The sequence below is a fragment of the Paenibacillus glucanolyticus NBRC 15330 genome (assembly GCF_004000885.1).
Taxonomy (GTDB): Bacteria; Bacillota; Bacilli; order Paenibacillales; family Paenibacillaceae; genus Paenibacillus_AQ; species Paenibacillus_AQ glucanolyticus.
The window spans coordinates 120,616-139,255 of sequence record NZ_BIMC01000008.1; the positions used below are offsets into that span (position 1 = coordinate 120,616).

An 18,640-nucleotide genomic window follows, 5' to 3' on the forward strand; every position below is an offset into this window, starting at 1 on the left:
CCGTCAGGGTGCAAGGGTAATGAATGACAAGACCAGGTATCAACTTAACAGGTGGAGGGAGAGAAAGCGAATGCGGGCAGACGTACAAAATTTGTTTATTGGGATTCATATGCTCTATCACGCACACGAGCGTGACCTTACGATAAGTGAGATGCAGCCTGAACTGGAGCGACAAGGATATAAGGTCGGCGATCGGGAGGTTAAGCATGAGCTCGAACGTTTGACGGAAGAGAATTTCCTGACTGCACACGGTGAGGGCTACAGCTTGACTGGTGCCGGAATCGAAGAGTTTAAGGAGATTCAAAGTAAGCTTAAGGATCTCTGCGGAGAAGTGCTCAAGCCGGTAAAATCGAAGAAGGAAGATTCCATGGCATAAACATGAATAATGATGAATAATGATGAATAATGAGAAAGAAGCCCCCGACTAACACTAGGTGCTGTGCGTTAGAGCGGGGGCTCTTTATGCTGTCGGTTCAGTATCCATGCTTCAGCTGCAGCAAACCATTTATATCGTCTCAAGAGAACCGTCCAGCTCCAATTGAAACGGATGTAAGGGAGGAGTTTCCTCCGTCTGAGGTACTTGAGCGGCTTCCGGTTGATATGTCTTCACGGGTTGGCCTATATACTTGCGAAGGAAAGCATGTACACCTGCCCTGTATAACTCAGGGTCGATATGGTATGCGTTGGCATGAATGGCTCCTTCAATAAGGAGCAGCTGTTTCGGTTCCGGTTTAACCTTGAACATCTCGATGCTCATTCGGGTCGGTACGTAATGATCCTGGGTGCCATGGACAAACAAGACCGGAAGTGTGCTATTCCGAACAGCGCGGATTGGACTGACCTGGTCGAGGCTGAATCCGGCCTTGCGCCGAATCCTTGCATTCACCCACGACAGAAATGGCACGGAAGGGATTTTATTAAGGCGGGTAAGCTGATGTCGCATTAAATCTGTCAAATCGGAATACGGGCAATCGGCGATAACGAGTTTGACCTGCGGCTCGGCGATAGACAGATATTCCAGTACGGTTCCACCCCCCAGAGATTGGCCATGCAGCCCGATGGCCACGTCCTGCCCATACTGCTGAGTGATCCAGCGAACCCATGCCTGCACGTCGTGTTTCTCATAATAACCGTAGGTGGTATATCGTCCTTCACTTCGTCCATGCCGGCGCTGATCAATGAGGAGTACGTTGTAGCCCTCCTCCGTGAACAGATCAATGAATTGGGTGGAAACTGCTCGGGAGCCGGTATAACCGTGCACGAGGATCATCCAGTGCTTGGAACCGGGGTTGTTTTCTATGGCAGCTCCGCACAGCTTCAATCCGTCAAAGCTGGTGATAGCCACTTCACTCTTTCGAAGGGATTCATATCGCTCCCTGCTGTAAAGTCCGGCTTTTTCCAGCACCGTGAACAGTTTGAGATCATTCTTCACTCTCATCCGCGTAATCTGCAGATATCCGATTTGGGTAATGGCAGCGGCGACCATAACGATGGTTAACAGCAATACAATCGCGATATACATACTCAGATGACTTCCTCCTTCTTCCGTACTGTACAGGGGGCTGTGCAACACATATTGACGGAAGCCTCCCGAATCCATCAATATATAAACATCCAGCCACTAGGATGCTAATGGATGACCAGGAACGGATCGGATTTTTCGTTATACTCATTTATACACATAGATAGTATCACCGGAAACAGCGGATACAAGTCAGTTTTTTTGTAAGGGGGGACCTCAGATCCATGTACATTTGTGAAGGAAATATTCCTGAACTGGAAGGTAGGCAAATACGGCTGCGAAGGATGACAGCAGAAGATGCGGAAGCGATGTTCCGCTGTTGGTCGGATTCGGCCACCACGGCTTATCTGGATTTGCCGGTCATGCATTCAGCTGAGGATGCGAAGGCATTGATTCAATGGCTGTTTCGGCTTGCCGAGCAGGATGAAGCCATCCGCTGGGGAGTCGAAATCATCGAAACCGGGGAGCTGATTGGCAGCTGTGGATTTAATATTTGGCAGCTCAAGGGTGCGTTTCGGGCTGAATTCGGCTGCGAGCTGACCCGTTCTTATTGGGGGCAAGGCTTCATGTCGGAAGCGGCGAAACTGGCAGCTGACTTCGGATATTCATCCATGGGGCTAAACCGGATCGAAGCCTTTGTGGATCCCCGAAACGAGCGGGCATGCCGTTGGTTTGCAAAGATCGGTTATATGCGCGAGGGCGTGCTGCGGGAGTACCGGCATACGTCCAGCGGTTATGTGGATGCAGCAGTGTTTTCACTGCTTAGGCAAGATTGGCTTAAGGCAAGGGAAAGGCAGGAGTGGTGACGTGTTGATTCAATATGAGAAGGGCAGCTCGCTTCTTCATCGATATGATCCTTTAAGCAAGCTCGTGATATTGTTCTGTACAGCCGTGATTGCGATGCTGCTTGACCAGGCCTGGCAGCAGGCGGTTTTTCTGCTTCTCTGTATCGGACAAGCCCGATATGCTGGACATATGTCAGGAAGGCAGCTGCTGGGAGGCATTCGGCTGATTGCCATCGTTGCGGTGCCTTATTTTATTCTGACCAGTCTGACCGTTCAAGGGGAGACCGTGTGGCTGCAATGGGGATCGGTATCGGTGACCATAGAAGCGCTGAATGCTGCAGGGGCCATGACCCTGAGAATGTTTACGCTGTTCCTGACCTCCATGGCGTACATCATTACAACAGACCCCAGGGAGCTGGTGGCGGAGTTGACCCGGCGTCTTCGGGTCCCTTATCGGTTTGCATTCGGCATATCGGCTGCCCTCACGTTCATTCCGCTGTTGGAGGAAGAGGGAAACCATATTCTGGCTGCCCAGCAGGTTAGGGGACATCGTCCGCCGAAGGGATTAGGAAGCCGCATAAGTTATGGATTAAAGTTTGTATCGGCAGTCTTGCTCAATGCGCTGCGACGTGTGCAGCAAACAGCGGGAGCCATGGAATCCAAGGGGTTTGGGGCGTATCCGGACCGAACGTACCGAACGGAGGTTAACATACCTTCATGGGCGGCCGTATCGGCTGTGATTTATGTGCTTGCAACGGTGTGGCTGTGGTGGATTGTTTAAATTGTTAACCGGATATATCAAAAACCGAGTTGACGATAAGGGCAGAAGGATGCAAAATATGATAATGAAGCATTCGAACGCAAGTACAGTCATTCATGACTGGAATTAAGGAGGACTCCACTTGAATTCATCATCATCCCAGAAAAAATGGTTTGCTTTTACTACCCAGGAAATTATCCTGATGGCGATGCTTGCCGCTGTTAATGCCGTTCTTACGATATACATAGGGCCGGTCAACAAGCTGTTGAACAGTCTTGGAGGACCCATTGCAACTTCGACTACAACCGGAATCTATATGATCTATGGTCTCTTGGCTTATTACATCATTCGCAAACCGGGAACAGCGGTTGTCACCTTTGCCATTGGCGGCACGATACAGGCTCTGACGGGAACGGTGTACGGCATTCCTTCCTGTTTCGTGGCTGCTGCTTGTTATATGATTGTGGCAGAGACGATATTTGCGATCTTCCGTTATCAAAAATGGAGCGCGGGCGTCCTCATGCTGGTTGGCGGAGCCATGGTTCCGCTGTGGTTCCTGTTCGCAGCCAATATGTTCGGGTATACATCCTGGCCGCTTGAAGTGCTTGGGATCGCGCTCGTTGTGCGGATTCTCAGCGGTGTGTTGCTCTGTGGTTTGGTAACCAAAGTTTTGGGAGAGGCTTTAGTGAAGACGGGGCTGCTTCGCCGGTTTGCCGCCTCAACGAAGGGATAAACGGATGTCAGGAACAACGATAACATGCCGGAAACTGGGTTTTCTTTATGATGGAGAAGAACAGCCGGTTATACAAGATATCAATCTGGAGATAGCGCGCAACCAACGGGTGGCGATCATCGGAGCAAGCGGCAGCGGCAAATCTACGCTGTGCCAGCTGCTGTGCGGTCTCCTTCCGCGCAGCGGCGGGGGCACGAGAGAAGGGGAGGTGCTGCTCGATGGCACCGATCCCGCAGCGGCGCCGATTGCTAGCATAGCGGAGGCGGTTGGGGTGTTGTTTCAGGACCCGGATGCGCAGCTTGTGCAGGGCATCGTAGAGGACGAAGCGGCCTTCGGTCCTGAAAACATGCGGGTATCACCGGCGGAGATTGAGGAGCGGGTGGCACAGTCCCTTGCCGCGGTCCGGCTGCTTGACCGCCGGCTGGACCCGGTGCGCCGCCTGTCCGGCGGACAGCGGCAGCGCACGGCCATTGCCGCGGTGCTGGCGCTGCGGCCGCGGCTCTACGTCTTCGACGACGCCTGCGCGAGCCTGGACGCCGCGGCGCAGGCGAACTTCCTGCAGCTGTGCTTCACGCTGCAGGCGGAGGGCCGGACGCTCATTACCGCGTCCGGCCGCTTTGACGATGCCGCGCGCGCCGCGCAGCGCGTCATCGTCCTGGACGGCGGGACCGTCGTGCTCGACGGGCCGCCGGAGGAGCTGCTGCGCTGCTGCGGGGAGCAGCTGGCGCAGCTGGGCTTGCTGCCTCGTCCCGCAGGCGAGGCAGCGGGTACCGCCGCCGGGGACAAACCTGTCCCGGCGGCAACTCCCCCGCATTCGGCTGAACGCCATGCGGGCAAGCCGATCGCCGCAGGTTCCGTTCCTGCCGCGGTACCCCATGCAGAAGGCGCGAGGGAGTCTGCCGCCTCCCCATTGCTTGAGGTCGATTCGCTAACATTTGCCTATCCCGGGGGCCGGGAAGCGCTGCACGGCATCCATGCCAAGATATACCCCGGCGACTGGGTGCTGCTGACCGGTGAGAACGGGTCGGGCAAAACAACCCTCAGCCGCCTGATCATGGGACTGCTGCCAGCTCCAGCAGGCAGTATACGTTGGCAGGGGGAAGATATCAAGGGCATGGCCGTGTACCGCAGGGCCGAGCAGATCGGTTACGTGTTCCAGCAGCCCGAATATATGTTTACTGCCCCCAACGTATGGGAGGAACTGATATACAGCCTTCATGGAGGGGTACCCGTGAAGAAACGACGGGAGTTGTCGGCTGCCGAGCAAGAGCGGGCCGGGTTCCTGTTGGAGAAGGCTGGGCTGACGGACCGGCTTCACATGTCCCCTTATCTGCTCAGTCAGGGAGAGAAGCGTCTTCTGAGTGTGATCAGCCAATTGATGCTTCCGCGGGCTTTGTATATATTAGATGAACCAACCTCGGGGATGGACTATGCCGCCATCGACCGGGTGATTGGCCTTTGCCAGCATATGTTGGAAGAAGGATCGGCCATACTCATGATTACTCACGATCCCGAGCTCATAAAGGAACATGCCACATCGTTCATTCATCTATAGGAACGGTAAAATGTGACTGTGCATACTACGAGGTAACCTTTATAATAGAAATATTACATGATGTGGAAGCGCTCCTGATATCAGGTAGGCGCTTTTTATGCTATGAGCCCCGATTTTGGCATATATCTTTCAAGTTATCCAATAAAATGCCTGCTTCGGCAGGGGCTGTCTAAAGTAAAGGGGAGTAAGGAACGTGAACGTACTGAAACAGGATAAACGCAGTTACATATTGGTCGGGATTCTGTTATCCACCTTTATGGCTGCGATTGAAGGCACGGTTGTCGGACCGGCTGGTCCAGCCATTATTAGCAGCTTCGGCAGTGTGAGCCTGATGAGCTGGATATTTACGGCCTATCTGTTAACGATGGCTGTGACAACGCCGATCTTCGGCAAAATTAGTGATTTATACGGACGCAAGCCTGTATTTCTATACGGCTCGCTAATCTTTCTGGCAGGTTCGCTGCTGTGCGGTCTGTCCCAGAACATGACGCAGCTTATTATTTTTAGAGCGATCCAAGGGATCGGGGCGGGCGCCGTCATTCCGGTGACCTTCACGATTGTCGGGGATATTTACAATCTGGAGGAGCGTGGAAAAATTCAGGGGATGATCAGCTCCGTATGGGGAATATCCTCCTTGATTGGTCCGCTGCTTGGCGGGTATTTTGTCGATTACCTGTCCTGGCACTGGATCTTTGTCTTTAATGTACCGTTTGCGCTGTTATCGATATGGCTGATTTTCCGTTATTTCAAAGAGGAACGGACCACCCGCGAGGTGTCGATTGATTACGGGGGAGCAGCTCTGTTTACCGTGGGGATGACGGCGCTGTTATTTGCGCTCGCGGTAGGTGGCGGAGAGACCTATTCCTGGACTTCTCCATTTATGCTCAGTCTGATCATCGGCTCCGTGGTGCTGCTGCTTGCATTCCTGGTGGTGGAGAGCAAGGTGAAGGAACCGATGCTGCCGCTCCATCTGTTTAAGATCAGGGATATTACGGTATCGACGGTGGCCAACATTCTGGTCAGTGCGCTTATCATCGGGTTGACCACGTATTTGCCGCTGTGGATTCAAGGCGTTCGAGGCGGCAATGCAACCTTGTCGGGCCTGACGCTGGCACCGATGTCGATCGGATGGCTCATCGGTTCGATTATCAGCGGCCGTTTGATCGTTAAATCCGGCTCCCGGAAAACGGCGATTATCGGTGTCGTATTCCTAATGATCGGAGCGGTGGGATTGGCTTATATGCATAAGGATACGGCGCTGGGCGTGCTGCTGGTCTTTACTTTCATTTATGGCGTCGGCTTCGGATACATCTCGACTTTGTTCCAGATCATTGCACAATCCTCGGTGGGTTATCAGGTTCGGGGAGCGTCCACGGCGCTGAACTCCTTCATTCGGACGTTCGGTCAGACCGTGGGCGTAGCGGTGTTCGGATTATGGGTCAACGCGGGAATTGCGGGCAGACTTGCGGCGGAACCGGATGCTGCAGGCATTACCAGCGACGACATTAACAAATTGCTCTCTCCGCATGGAATCGCTGAACTGCCTGAAGGGTCAGGCGGTCTGCTGAGCGGAATACTGGAGGGCAGTCTGAACTCGCTGTTTGTGGTGATGGCCGTAATGGCCGTGATCTGTTTGTTTATCGTGGCCGCCTTCCGCAATGCTCCTCCTGAGCCGGAGGAAGGGACGGGAGAAGCGCAGCCTTCCGTGAAATCTTAAGCATTCATTTTATTAACTCATGATATAGAAGAATAACAGGACCCCTGCCTTTTGGACGCAGGGGTCCCTTGTTTTGTATTGTACATCGTACGCACTTCTCCTTGTGCGCACGATGCGTGGTTCGGGCATGCTTGGATGGCTGTGGACCATCAAAAGCTGCGCTTTTTCAACACTAGTCTCTCTTCATGACCAAACCCTTCGAAAGTGCCCGAAATATTGCATTAATACCCTATTCGGCCCAGACGGAACTCCGATATAATAAACATATTTCGCTATAATAAGAACTCCTCATACTACATAAACCAAGGGGCTGCCGCAGCATGTCCAGATTTAATCTGTTCCGAAAAATCATTCTGTTTATCTTCCTGATGTTAATCCCGATTGTCGGTCTTTATTTTTATTCCAATCAAACCACTACGAATGTGCTCAGCGATGAGCTCAGCCAATCGAATACGAACCAGCTTGTCTTCTTTCAGAATCAGGTGAACACGAACATCGATATTCTGGCATCATGGCCGAATTTACTGCTGCATGACCCGGACATCACCAGCTTTCGGGATATTTATCTGCAGGACAAGTATTTGAATCTGGACGCGATCAATCTGGTGAAGCAGATCCAGACCAAGCTGAGCATACAGGAGAGTTCATCAAACTGGCGAAGCCATCTGGCCATCTATTCCCCGTCTCTCGGGCGGGTGGTCACAGAGAGTGATGCCGGATTCTACTCGCCGGAGGAGCTAGCGCAGGACGTGAAGCCGGGCTGGCAGGTGACTCCTTATCAGGAGGGGACCGATCAGCGGTTTCTGTTCGTGTGGTATTCGGTGGCACCCTATTCCACTCAGCAGCATACAGGGAAGTCAAATACCATCATCAAGGTTGAATTCGACAGCACCAACATCCAGGATATGCTGGACCGCTTCAAGAGTGACGGAAGGAGCGATCCGTTCTACTATAAACCGGCTTCGGGCGTGATTTATAACCGAACCGCGGATCAAGAGCTGATCCATCAGATGATTGCGGAGCTTGGCAGCGAGCCGCTCCAGGATGTAGAGAATCGTGTGAAGGAAGTAGACGGCAAAACCTACTCGGTCAGCATCGTATTGTCGGAAACGACCGGCTGGTATTTGATTGATTATATCCCGCTATCGGACATCATGAAGCCTATCCTTACGTCAAACAGGCTCTTTTATATCTCGATCAGCGCGTTGCTTCTGATGAGCTGCCTCGCTGCGTATTTGCTGTACTCTCAGGTTCAGGTACCGATCAAGCAGCTGGTATATGTGTTTCGCAGGTTGCAAGCCGGTGATTACGGGGTAAGGGTGAAAGTTTCGGGCAGAAACGAATTCAGTTTTCTGGCTGCAAGGTTCAACTCGATGGTGGAGCAGATCCAGGAGCTGTTTGAGCATGTATATATGGAGAAAATCCACGTCAGGGAAGCGAAGCTGAAGCAGCTGCAGTCGCAGATCAATCCTCATTTCTTCTATAACTGCTTCTCATTTATTACCAGCATGGCCAAACTTCAGAAATACGAAGCCGTGGTGGCGATGTCGCATAATCTGTCCCGGTATTTCCGCTATACCACGCGTCAGGAGAGGGAGCTCGTCCCCTTGTCGGATGAGCTGGAATTTGTTACTCATTATCTGGAGATTCAGCAGATGCGGATGAAGCGGCTCCGTTATTATGTCGCTTTGACTGAGGGAGCGGGCCACTCTGAAATTCCGCCGCTGGTCATTCAGCCGTTAGTGGAGAATGCCGTGCTGCATGGCATTGAACCCCATTCCGGCGAAGGCGAAATCGGGATAACCTTTCAGAGTATGGACGGTATGGCTTGCATTCTGGTCGATGATAACGGGATCGGGATGAATGGACAGAAGCTGTCCGACATCGAGGAGCGGTTAAACAAGCCGATGGATCAAGAAATGGGCTGCGGCGTCTGGAATGTTCACCAGCGGATGCGGCTGCGTTACGGAGAGAATGCCGGATTGCGATTCATGGCATCTCCTCAAGGCGGCGTACGGGCCATTCTCTATTGGCCAATACCGCAATCACATGGCAGTATAAGCCAGGGCAGGGGGCATGAAAATGATGAATCTCTTATTGGTTGATGACGAGAGTTACGTTACGGAGAGTTTATTTCAGACGATTCCATGGCGTGAGCTGAATATACGACAAGTCTATCAGGCTTCATCTGCCCTGGAGGCGATTGATCTGCTGGAGGAGCAGGACATTGATGTGGTCGTCACCGATATTCGTATGCCGGTCATGACCGGCTTGGAGCTGATAGAGACCATTGCCGGGAGGTGGACTCATATCCGCTGTATTCTATTGACGGGATACTCCGATTTTGAATATGCGAAGCAGGCGATTCGGCTGAACGCATCGGACTATATTTTAAAACCGGTGGACGATGGCGAATTCATGCGAAGTGTGCAATCAGCGCTGGAGTCGATCCGGGAGGAGCGGAAGGAGCTTGGAGAATACCAACAGCTTAGGTACAGTCGTAAATCGGATATCGGGATTCTGAGAACCAGTCTGATGCATGATCTCTTGCTGGGACACGAGATGCCGCGGCATGTGATTGACCACAAGCTTCGTGAATATGAAATCCCTCTTGGAACCGATCAGAGGACCACCATGCTGCTGATCCAGCTTGGACCGAAGTTCACCGGCATGGACGATCATTCGATCAGTCTGATGGAATATGCCATCGGGAACATCGCCGAAGAGGTGTTTGCGGAGCTGTTTCGCGTGTGGCCGAGCAAGACCCCGCACAGCGGGATGATTCTGCTGGCACAATTAAAGACAGAACTCCTATCAGAAGGGACGGATGGGCCTGCTGCTTCCGATGTGATAAAGCGGTATGTGACCCAGTTTCAGCAAGATGTAGGAAGTTATTTGAAAGGCGGCATTTCTGTTCTCGTATCGGGGTGCTTTGATTTTCCGAGCGAGCTGGCAGGCGTTTATCGGACAGGGCTAAGCTCACTTTATATAGGAGGGAGCGGGGACCATGAAGCGATTCGTTTCGCTGCTGACAACGACGGAAGTCGGCGCGACTCGGTCCCCCATGCCACCCATTCCTTCATGAAGCCGCCCAGTCTGCTCCATCTTCTGGAGACGAGACAGTGGGACTCCGCCCGGGAGAAAATAGAACAGCTCTTCGTGGAACTTGAAACCGCCTTCATCGGACAGAGCGCGTTGTACGAGATTTTTTTGTCAGTTACGAATGCCTATATGTACATGGCCCACAAGCAGGGATATTATATCCACCAGCTGGACCAGGCAGGCTGGGACCCGCTCTATATTCAGCAGGTTGTTCAGTCGGCTACCAAGCTGCGGTCCTGGTCGCTTGATATGCTGAATAAACTTCAGGCTATTTCCTCCGAACAGGAGACAACGAGCAAAAGCCATATTATCAAACAGGTGCAGGAGATGGTGACTACCGATTGTGGTCATGATCTGTCCGTCAAAACGATTGCGGACCGGGTATACCTGCATCCGGTGTATTTATCCAAAATTTATAAAAGCGAGACCGGTGAGGGCCTCGGTGACTATATCATTCGGAAAAGGATGGAGCGGGCAGTATACCTGCTGAAGCATACAAACAAGAAGATTTACGAAATTACCGCAGAGCTGGGCTATCAGAATCCGCAATATTTCAGTAAAATGTTCCGCAAGCATTACGGGATGACCCCGAACGAATACAGGGATCAAGGATGTTGCTAAAGGTGCAGAAATGTTCGATTCGTGACATAGGATGCTTATGCGCTCCCCTCTATAATTAAACATGTAATCCATAAGGTGGTAGAAGGGGGATTTAGATATGAGTGATAGAAGGAAGAATTGGCTGCTGCCAACCCTGGCCGCGTCTATCTTGCTTGCCGGAACGCTGGCGGGATGCTCGGGCGGTGGCAGTGAGCCGAAATCGGAAGCAGCACAGCCTGCCGAACCCAAAACTGAAAACGTCTACAAAGACAAATATGATCCTGAAGTTACGATTACGACGGTATGGGGCGTCGATCCGACGCTGCAATTCAAGAATGGGGAAACCATTGAGAACAACGTGGCCACGAAGTGGGCCAAAGAGAAGTTTGGCATTAACATCAAATCGCTGTGGTCCATTACGGACACCAATGGCGCTTTTGCAACCAAGCTGCGTCTGGCGATGTCTTCCGGACAGGAAATGCCGGATATTGTAACGCTCGGAACGGAGAATCAGCAGCTGGCTCAGGATTTAATCGATTCCGGTATGTTTGCTGAGGTGGGGACATGGTTTGACCAGTATGCATCGGACAATTGGAAGAGCGCGATGAGTCTGGATTCCAACGTGTGGAATCAATACAGCCGGGACGGAAAACGCATGGGTATCCCGGTGCTGGACTTTGCCTATAATCATGACTACGTGTTATGGATCCGGCAGGATTGGCTGGACAAGCTGGGCATGGGTGCACCGAAGACGATGGATGAACTTGAGAAAGTGATGGATGCCTTCAAGAACCAGAATCCGTCGGGGCTTGCCCCGGATAAAGTCACACCGCTCAGCATTGGCTTTAAGACGTCCATGAACACTTGGATGGGAGATCCGTCCTGGATATTCGGCGCTTACGGAACGCTGCCGCAGCAGTGGAACGTGGCCGAGGACGGCAGTTTGGAGTACGGCTCGGTCAACGCAAGCATGAAGCAAGGCTTGAGCAAGCTGAACGAGTGGATGAATAAAGGGTATATTCCGAAGGAAGCCGCGCTGTGGGATGAGAACAAGACAGCGGAGCCGGCAGTAGCCGGAACCGCCGGGATTATTCCGGGGCCTTATTGGATGAGCGGCTGGCCGCTGCTGGATACGGTGAAAAATGCGCCGGAGGCCGTCTGGAAGCCGGTGCAGATTCCGACGGGGCCGGACGGTACGGCGATGCGTCATGGAACACAGTATACGAATGGCGTTACGCTGATCCATAAAGACATGGAGCATCCGGAAGCGTTCTTTACGTATCAGAACTATCTGTTTGATAACTTTGCCGTGTCCAAGGAAGGTGGCGAATTTGCCAATGGTCTGTTCGAGGGTTATGATTTTGAACTTGATGCAAACGGCGAAATGGTGCCGAATGATGAAATCCAAGGCGGTTACGTCAACGTTGTCCGCTACTTGCTGGTCCGTGACGGAGCCCGGATTCCCGATGAGCAGATGAAGGCGCTTCTGAAGCTGGCAAAAGGCGGGAAGCCGGAGAGCCGACTGGAGAAGGATGTAGCGGTAAACTACGGCAAGGATACTCCAGCCGCCGCGGAGGTGCTGCTATCCCAAGAGGAGATCTCCAAGAAAGACATGTTTACGGGACCCGTCACGGCAACGATGAAGTCGAAATGGGATTACCTGACAAAGATCGAGAACCAGACGCTGAACGAAATTATTTACGGCAAGCAGCCTGTTGAATCGTTTGATCAATTCGTGGAGACGTGGAAAGCCGGGGGCGGTGAACAGATTACGAAAGAGGTTAACGACTGGTATCAAAGCGTGAAATAGTTTATATCTGATCTGTATGAAGGGCGGCCTGCCAAGGCCGTCCTTTTTTCAATGAGGGACCCTTCCCAAACTGATTGATATCGTGCCATGAATATTGGTTTTGTGGGCTACTACAGCTCTTGGGACGGGCCCTATAATCAGGAGGTAGATTGATTTAACGGGAGGATCTTGGATGAAGAGGATAAAAAAAACATGGCCTTTCCACGTTATGCTGCTGCCGGCCCTGATCTGTCTGTTCTTGTTCAGTTATTTGCCGATGGGCGGCATCATTATGGCCTTTCAGGACTATAAGCCGTGGGAAGGCGTTGGCGGCTCTGCGTGGGTGGGCTTAGATAACTTCCGCTATTTGTTCGAACGACAGGACAGCATGCAGGTCATATGGAACACATTGGTCATCGCGGTGATGAAAATTGTGTTCAATCTGCTCATCCCGTTTGTATTTGCCATTCTGCTGAATGAAATTCGCAAAACAGCGCTTCAGCGGAGCATTCAGACGATGGTTTATCTGCCTCACTTCCTGTCCTGGGTCATACTGGGCGGCATTCTGATCGAAATGCTGGCTGTGGACGGTTTTGTCAATCGGATTCTGGCGGCGGTTGGATTGGACCCGGTCTTTTTTCTCGGCGACAATAACTGGTTCCGATTCACGGTGATTGTGTCAGATGTATGGAAGGAGTTTGGCTACAACACGATTGTGTTCCTGGCTGCACTGGCAGGTGTTAGCCCGACTTTGTATGAAGCGGCGGAAATGGATGGGGCCAATCGTTTGAAACAAACGCTGCATATTACCATCCCTTCGATGATCCCGATCACGATCGTTGTCGGAACATTGGCGCTTGGCAACATTTTGAATGCCGGCTTTGATCAAATCTTCAACCTGTACAACCCGCTGGTGTACGAAAAAGGCGATATCATTGATACGTTTGTGTACCGGACGGCTATTTTGAACGGGGAGATGGGGTTCGGAACGGCTATTGGATTGTTTAAATCGGTCATCAGTATGGCCCTGATTCTCGTATCCTATCGTCTGGCCTACAAGTGGGCGGGGTACCGTATATTCTAGTTACGTGAAAGAGGGAGAGCCATGTACCATAAAACGATGCACTACCGGATATTCAATGTGTTTAACACGTGCCTGCTTGTCTCGCTGGCCATTCTCTGCATCATTCCGCTGCTTCATGTGCTGGCGATTTCATTCAGCTCCAAAGCAGCTGCTGATGCCAGTCTGGTGGGTTTATGGCCAGTCGATTTTTCACTTGAGGCTTATAAGAAAACGATTAACAACCCGGCATTTCTGCACTCGATCTGGGTTTCCATTGCCCGCACTGTATTGGGAACCGCTCTGACACTCGCCGTAACGTTTCTGGCCGCGTATCCGCTGTCCAAGGACAACCGAGTCTTCCGCAGCCGCAGCATTTATTCCTGGCTGTTTGTGTTCAGCATGGTGTTCAACGGCGGGCTGGTGCCGTTCTATATCGTGATTCAGAAGCTGGGATTAATCAATTCGTTCTGGGTGCTGGTGCTGCCGAGCACCGTGAATACCTTCCTGGTGATTCTGATGCTGAACTTTTTCCGGGGGATCCCGAAAGAGCTGGAGGAAGCGGCTTTGATTGATGGAGCGGGTCATTTCAAAACGCTGTTTAAAATCTTTTTGCCAATCTCGCTGCCTTCGATTGCAACCATTGCGCTGTTCAGCATGGTGTTCCATTGGAACTCATGGTTTGACGGGCTGCTGTATATCAACAACGCCAAGGACTTCCCATTGGCTACCTTCCTGCAGACAGTCATTATTCAGCGGGACATGAGCTCAATGAGCATGAGCCCAAAGGAGATGGAGATGTTGTCCCAGACAACGGTGAATGCCGCGCAGATATTTATCGGCGCAGCGCCAATCCTGCTGGTGTATCCGTTTTTGCAGCGCTTTTTCGTTAAAGGAATGACGCTGGGTTCTGTCAAAGAATAAGAGTTGAGATCATATCAGGAAACAGGAGGTTCTCGTAACATGAAGCAAATGTTTGATCCGATCAGCCCGCGCGTTCCGCATATGCTGCATGGCGCAGATTATAATCCGGAGCAGTGGCTCCGTTATCCCGAAGTGCTGGAAGAGGACATCAGGCTAATGAAGCTGGCGAACTGCAATGTGATGTCCGTTGGTATATTCTCTTGGGTTTCATTGGAGCCGGAGGAGGGGGTATTTACGTTCGACTGGCTTGACGGTGTATTGGACCGTTTTGCGGCCAATGGCATTTACGCTTTTCTGGCTACGCCAAGCGGCGCAAGACCGGCCTGGATGTCGGAGAAGTACCCGGAGGTGCTGCGCGTAAGCGAAGGGCGCGTTCGGAACCTGCACGGCTTCCGGCATAATCATTGTTATACTTCGCCTGTATACCGGGAGAAGGTTCATACGATCAACATGAAGCTTGCGGAGCGGTACGGCCATCATCCTGCGGTCATCGGCTGGCATATATCCAATGAGTTTGGCGGCGATTGCCATTGCGATTATTGCCAGGAGGCATTCCGGACCTGGCTTCACGATAAGTACGGAACACTGGATGAGTTGAATCATGTCTGGTGGACCGCATTCTGGAGCCATACGATTACGAAATGGAGCCAGATCGAATCCCCGGCGCCTCATGGAGAGACGCAGGTTCACGGAATGAACCTGGACTGGAGACGGTTTGTAACGCATCAGACGGCCGATTTCATCCGGCATGAGATTGAGCCACTCCGCAGGATCAATTCCTCCCTTCCGGTTACAACCAACCTGATGGAGTATTTTGAAGGGCTGAATTACTGGAAGTTTGCCGATTTGCTGGATGTGGTATCCTGGGACAGCTATCCGACCTGGCATGATCGTGGCGGGGATGATGCCGCTCAGGCGGCCCGTGTTGCCATGATGCATGATATCATTCGTTCGATCAAAGGCGGACAGCCATGGATGCTGATGGAGAGCACGCCGAGTCTTACGAACTGGCAGCAGGTGAGCAAGCTGAAGCGGCCGGGAATGCATCTCCTGTCCTCCATGCAAGCCATCGCTCATGGATCGGACACCGTGCAATATTTTCAATGGCGCAAGAGCAGGGGATCAAGCGAGAAGCTGCACGGCGCTGTCGTGGATCATGTCGGTCACGAACACACGCGGGTGTTCCATGATGTGGCTGAGGTCGGAGAGATACTCAAGAAGATGAATGCTGTTGTAGGAACGGGCGTTCCAGCCGAAGCCGCGATCATTTTTGACTGGGAGAATCGCTGGGCGATCAACGATGCGCAGGGTCCGCGGAACATGGGGGTCAAATATGAGGACACCGTGCAGGCGCATTACCGGGCATTGTGGGAGCAGGGAGTTCCTCTTGATGTCATTGATATGGAGCAGGATTTTGCTCCTTACAAGCTGCTGGTCGCGCCGATGCTGTATATGGTCCGGCCGGGAGTGGGCGAAAGGATTCACCAATTTGTGGAGGCGGGCGGCACGTTTGTTGCTACGTACTGGTCCGGCATCGTGGACGAGAATGATCTTTGTTTCCTGGGCGGTTTTCCCGGTCCGCTCCGAAAGACGCTTGGTATATGGTCGGAGGAAATCGACGCCCTGCATGATCATGATGTCAATGGGATTGTGACGAATGCCGGCGGTGGACTTGGCTTGGCGGAAGCGTATGATGCCGCTGAGCTGTGCGATTTGATTCATCTGGAGACGGCCGAAGCGCTGGCCGTTTACCGATCTGATTTTTATGCCGGGCGCCCGGCGTTGACGGTCAATCAGCTTGGGAAGGGTCGAGCCTATTATATCGCTTCCCGCAACAAGGAGCCTTTTCATTCGGATTTCTACAAGGAACTCGTTGAACAGACCGCCGTTCGGCGGGCATTGGCCGCGAAGCTGCCTTCCTGCGTAAGCTCATCCATTCGCACAGATGGAGAGTCGGATTATATTTTTATAATGAACTTCTCGAACGAGCCAAGGCAGGTTGCATTGGATGGGGCTCGGTACAGCGATCTGGTCTCAGGCGAGGCAGTGGGTGCGGAGCTAGAACTGGCGCCTTATGGCGTGAAGGTGATTACGCGCAAAGTGAATGGTTAATAAACCTTAATTCAATTAGATCATCAAGCGTATCACCTTAATATGGCAGGTGTCGGCATGCTGGCACCTGTTTTATTTATATTTTCGTCCACGGCGATATCGGCATGTGATGCATCTCATGTTGGAAGCCCGTACGGTCCGAAGAGGTTTCGACCAGTCAGCCTCTATGGACTGATTTTATTTTACTTGAAAAAGCACCGGAAATGTTGGGATTATGCCCTGTGGCTTTGTTTGGGTAGCGCTTACAATAGGGGGGTCACTGCGCAGTGAACGAATAACGAAGGGGGTATGATGATGACCGGGGATACGAAAGGAGTTCTGTTCAGGATGTTTCTTTGTCTATCGATGCTTGCGTTATCATTCGGTTTCACGGGTAACGGCTCGGCTGAGGCGGCGACGGCTTTTGCCAAAGGAGCCGATATCAGCTGGGTCACCGGCATGGAGGCTCAGGGGTATAAATGGAAGGATAAGAATGGGATTCAGCGCGATATTCTCGACATTTTGAAGAATGATTACCAGATTAATTCTGCGCGGATTCGAGTCTGGGTCAATCCCAATATGAATGATTACATGAACGGTTATATGAATGCGGAAAAAGCGGCTGAGCTGGCTCTGCGTGCCAAGAACAAAGGCATGAGCATTATGCTCACGCTGCATTACAGCGATTCCTGGGCCGACCCGGGGCAGCAGAACAAGCCGTATGCCTGGCGCAGCTTCACCTTCCAGCAGCTGATGGATGCGGTCTATTCCCACACCGTGTACGTGATGAACACCATGAAGAATAAGGGCGTGACGCCGGATTGGGTACAGGTTGGCAACGAAACCAACAACGGAATGTTATGGGAGGACGGCAAAGCTTCGGTGAACATGAAAAATTATGCATGGCTTGTCAACTCGGGGCATAATGCGGTTAAGTCCGTCAGTAGCTCGACCAAGACCATAGTCCACTTATCCAACGGCTACGATAATGAATTGTTCAAATGGAACATCGGCGGCTTGATCAGTAACGGTGCGAACTTTGATATTATCGGCATGTCACTGTACCCGGAAGCGGGCGACTGGTCAACGAAGGTGGATCAGACCATCACCAATGCCAAAGACATGACCGCTAGGTATGGAAAAAGCATCATGATCAGTGAAATCGGCATGGATTACAGCCAGCCGGCGGCTGCCAAGAGTTTTATTCAGACCATTAAAACCAAAGTGCGCGGATTATCGGGAGGAACGGGACTTGGAGTGTTTTATTGGGAACCGGAAGCTGCGCCGGGTTACAATGCGGGTTATAACAAGGGGGCCTGGCAGGCGGACGGGAAACCGACCCTCGCACTGGAGGGATTCAAAGACTGAGTATAGCTAAAATCGATTTCAATAAGAAGAACCCTGATTCCGAAGTCAAGGAGGAGGGTTCTTCTCTTCGTTTTGCACTTACTGTCGTACGATCAATTGCGCCAGTTCCGCATGTTTTCCCATTTTGGCGAGAAGGCCGATTAGCTGCTGCTTCTCTTCTTCGTTCAGTCCGCCAAGCGCATGCTGGATGTGCCGCTCATGTATGGGGTACAGCTTCTGCATCAATTGCTCTCCGGTAGTAGTCAGTTCGGCGTAGATGACTCTCCTGTCCTCGGGACAGGGCCTGCGGCGAACATATCCTTTTGCGACCAGCTTATCAACCACATAGGTGACATTTCCGCTTTGCAGAAGCAGCTGTGCCCCGATCTGCTGGATAGGCTGGCGGCCTTTGTAGAACAGCACCTCCATTACGGCAAAAGAGGTGGGGTTAAAGCCTTCGATTTTGCTGCCATTCACGACATGTTCGTTGACGCTCTTGAATGACTTGGCAAACACCCGATACAGGTGCATAGCAAGCTGTGTATCGCGATCATGTAATACCTTCATACATTCTCCCGCCTTTGATATGGACTCATGTCCTGAATTACTTCAAATCTAAGATTACGCTTTAATGAACAATTTCAACATGTGATTT

At 51.9% G+C, this 18,640-nt stretch carries 15 protein-coding genes and 1 pseudogene; 14 read left to right on the forward strand and 2 right to left on the reverse strand.

The features are described from left to right. Positions 1-70 precede the first annotated feature (70 nt). Entirely contained in the window at positions 71-376 is a 306-nt protein-coding gene (locus tag PGL02S_RS14150) for a hypothetical protein (protein WP_006208165.1), read from the forward strand. Positions 377-505: 129 nt separating this feature from the next. Here PGL02S_RS14150 and PGL02S_RS14155 read toward each other — a convergent pair whose 3' ends face one another. Next, on the reverse strand, positions 506-1,573 hold the full coding sequence (locus PGL02S_RS14155; protein WP_235187333.1) for an alpha/beta hydrolase: 1,068 nt from the start codon (positions 1,571-1,573) through the stop codon (positions 506-508). A gap of 173 nt (positions 1,574-1,746) precedes the next feature. Between PGL02S_RS14155 and PGL02S_RS14160 the strand changes: the two genes are divergently transcribed. From PGL02S_RS14160 to PGL02S_RS14215, 13 genes and pseudogenes are all read left to right on the forward strand, one after another. Next, positions 1,747-2,328 carry a GNAT family N-acetyltransferase gene (locus PGL02S_RS14160; RefSeq protein ID WP_036638719.1) on the forward strand — a complete coding sequence of 194 codons (582 nt, stop codon included), beginning with the start codon at positions 1,747-1,749 and terminating at the stop codon, positions 2,326-2,328. A gap of 1 nt (position 2,329) precedes the next feature. Further along, positions 2,330-3,088 (forward strand): energy-coupling factor transporter transmembrane component T family protein, encoded by a 759-nt coding sequence (locus tag PGL02S_RS14165; protein ID WP_036638720.1) that lies wholly within the window; start codon positions 2,330-2,332, stop codon positions 3,086-3,088. A 181-nt stretch (positions 3,089-3,269) separates the two neighbouring features. After that, on the forward strand, positions 3,270-3,800 hold the full coding sequence (locus tag PGL02S_RS14170) for an ECF transporter S component (RefSeq protein WP_051449151.1): 531 nt from the start codon (positions 3,270-3,272) through the stop codon (positions 3,798-3,800). A 4-nt stretch (positions 3,801-3,804) separates the two neighbouring features. Continuing rightward, a pseudogene (locus PGL02S_RS28795) lies at positions 3,805-4,263 on the forward strand (energy-coupling factor ABC transporter ATP-binding protein); the annotation flags it as partial. 210 nt (positions 4,264-4,473) lie between these two features. Then, complete coding sequence (locus tag PGL02S_RS28800) at positions 4,474-5,355, forward strand: energy-coupling factor ABC transporter ATP-binding protein (RefSeq protein ID WP_235187334.1); 882 nt, start codon at positions 4,474-4,476, stop codon at positions 5,353-5,355. Between the two features lie 193 nt (positions 5,356-5,548). Further along, a complete protein-coding gene (locus PGL02S_RS14180) occupies positions 5,549-7,072 on the forward strand; it encodes an MDR family MFS transporter (protein ID WP_036638724.1) in 1,524 nt (507 codons plus the stop codon). A gap of 320 nt (positions 7,073-7,392) precedes the next feature. After that, the gene (locus tag PGL02S_RS14185; protein WP_036638727.1) at positions 7,393-9,177 is read left to right on the forward strand and encodes a sensor histidine kinase; all 1,785 of its coding nucleotides are present in this window, start codon (positions 7,393-7,395) and stop codon (positions 9,175-9,177) included. Next, positions 9,155-10,795 (forward strand): response regulator, encoded by a 1,641-nt coding sequence (locus tag PGL02S_RS14190; RefSeq protein ID WP_173937121.1) that lies wholly within the window; start codon positions 9,155-9,157, stop codon positions 10,793-10,795. Before PGL02S_RS14185 ends, PGL02S_RS14190 begins: the two co-directional genes overlap by 23 nt. 97 nt (positions 10,796-10,892) lie before the next feature. Further along, positions 10,893-12,584 (forward strand): type 2 periplasmic-binding domain-containing protein, encoded by a 1,692-nt coding sequence (locus PGL02S_RS14195; RefSeq protein WP_006208174.1) that lies wholly within the window; start codon positions 10,893-10,895, stop codon positions 12,582-12,584. Between the two features lie 172 nt (positions 12,585-12,756). Next, complete coding sequence (locus PGL02S_RS14200; RefSeq protein ID WP_006208175.1) at positions 12,757-13,647, forward strand: ABC transporter permease; 891 nt, start codon at positions 12,757-12,759, stop codon at positions 13,645-13,647. A gap of 21 nt (positions 13,648-13,668) precedes the next feature. Further along, on the forward strand, positions 13,669-14,547 hold the full coding sequence (locus tag PGL02S_RS14205; protein WP_036638729.1) for a carbohydrate ABC transporter permease: 879 nt from the start codon (positions 13,669-13,671) through the stop codon (positions 14,545-14,547). A 39-nt stretch (positions 14,548-14,586) separates the two neighbouring features. Further along, complete coding sequence (locus PGL02S_RS14210; protein WP_036638731.1) at positions 14,587-16,659, forward strand: beta-galactosidase; 2,073 nt, start codon at positions 14,587-14,589, stop codon at positions 16,657-16,659. A 291-nt stretch (positions 16,660-16,950) separates the two neighbouring features. Then, on the forward strand, positions 16,951-18,006 hold the full coding sequence (locus PGL02S_RS14215) for a glycoside hydrolase family 53 protein (RefSeq protein WP_036638734.1): 1,056 nt from the start codon (positions 16,951-16,953) through the stop codon (positions 18,004-18,006). A 78-nt stretch (positions 18,007-18,084) separates the two neighbouring features. On the opposite strand, the gene PGL02S_RS14220 is transcribed toward PGL02S_RS14215, so the two are convergent. Further along, complete coding sequence (locus PGL02S_RS14220) at positions 18,085-18,552, reverse strand: MarR family winged helix-turn-helix transcriptional regulator (protein ID WP_036638737.1); 468 nt, start codon at positions 18,550-18,552, stop codon at positions 18,085-18,087. Positions 18,553-18,640 lie beyond the last annotated feature (88 nt).

Coding starts and splice junctions, on each gene's coding strand:
- PGL02S_RS14150 (WP_006208165.1), top strand. CDS start 71: ATGCGGGCAGACGTACAAAATTTGTTTATTGGGATTCATATGCTCTAT.
- PGL02S_RS14160 (WP_036638719.1), top strand. CDS start 1,747: ATGTACATTTGTGAAGGAAATATTCCTGAACTGGAAGGTAGGCAAATA.
- PGL02S_RS14170 (WP_051449151.1), top strand. CDS start 3,270: ATGGCGATGCTTGCCGCTGTTAATGCCGTTCTTACGATATACATAGGG.
- PGL02S_RS14185 (WP_036638727.1), top strand. CDS start 7,393: ATGTCCAGATTTAATCTGTTCCGAAAAATCATTCTGTTTATCTTCCTG.
- PGL02S_RS14190 (WP_173937121.1), top strand. CDS start 9,155: ATGATGAATCTCTTATTGGTTGATGACGAGAGTTACGTTACGGAGAGT.
- PGL02S_RS14195 (WP_006208174.1), top strand. CDS start 10,893: ATGAGTGATAGAAGGAAGAATTGGCTGCTGCCAACCCTGGCCGCGTCT.
- PGL02S_RS14200 (WP_006208175.1), top strand. CDS start 12,757: ATGAAGAGGATAAAAAAAACATGGCCTTTCCACGTTATGCTGCTGCCG.
- PGL02S_RS14205 (WP_036638729.1), top strand. CDS start 13,669: ATGTACCATAAAACGATGCACTACCGGATATTCAATGTGTTTAACACG.
- PGL02S_RS14210 (WP_036638731.1), top strand. CDS start 14,587: ATGAAGCAAATGTTTGATCCGATCAGCCCGCGCGTTCCGCATATGCTG.
- PGL02S_RS14215 (WP_036638734.1), top strand. CDS start 16,951: ATGATGACCGGGGATACGAAAGGAGTTCTGTTCAGGATGTTTCTTTGT.
- PGL02S_RS14220 (WP_036638737.1), bottom strand. CDS start 18,552: ATGAAGGTATTACATGATCGCGATACACAGCTTGCTATGCACCTGTAT.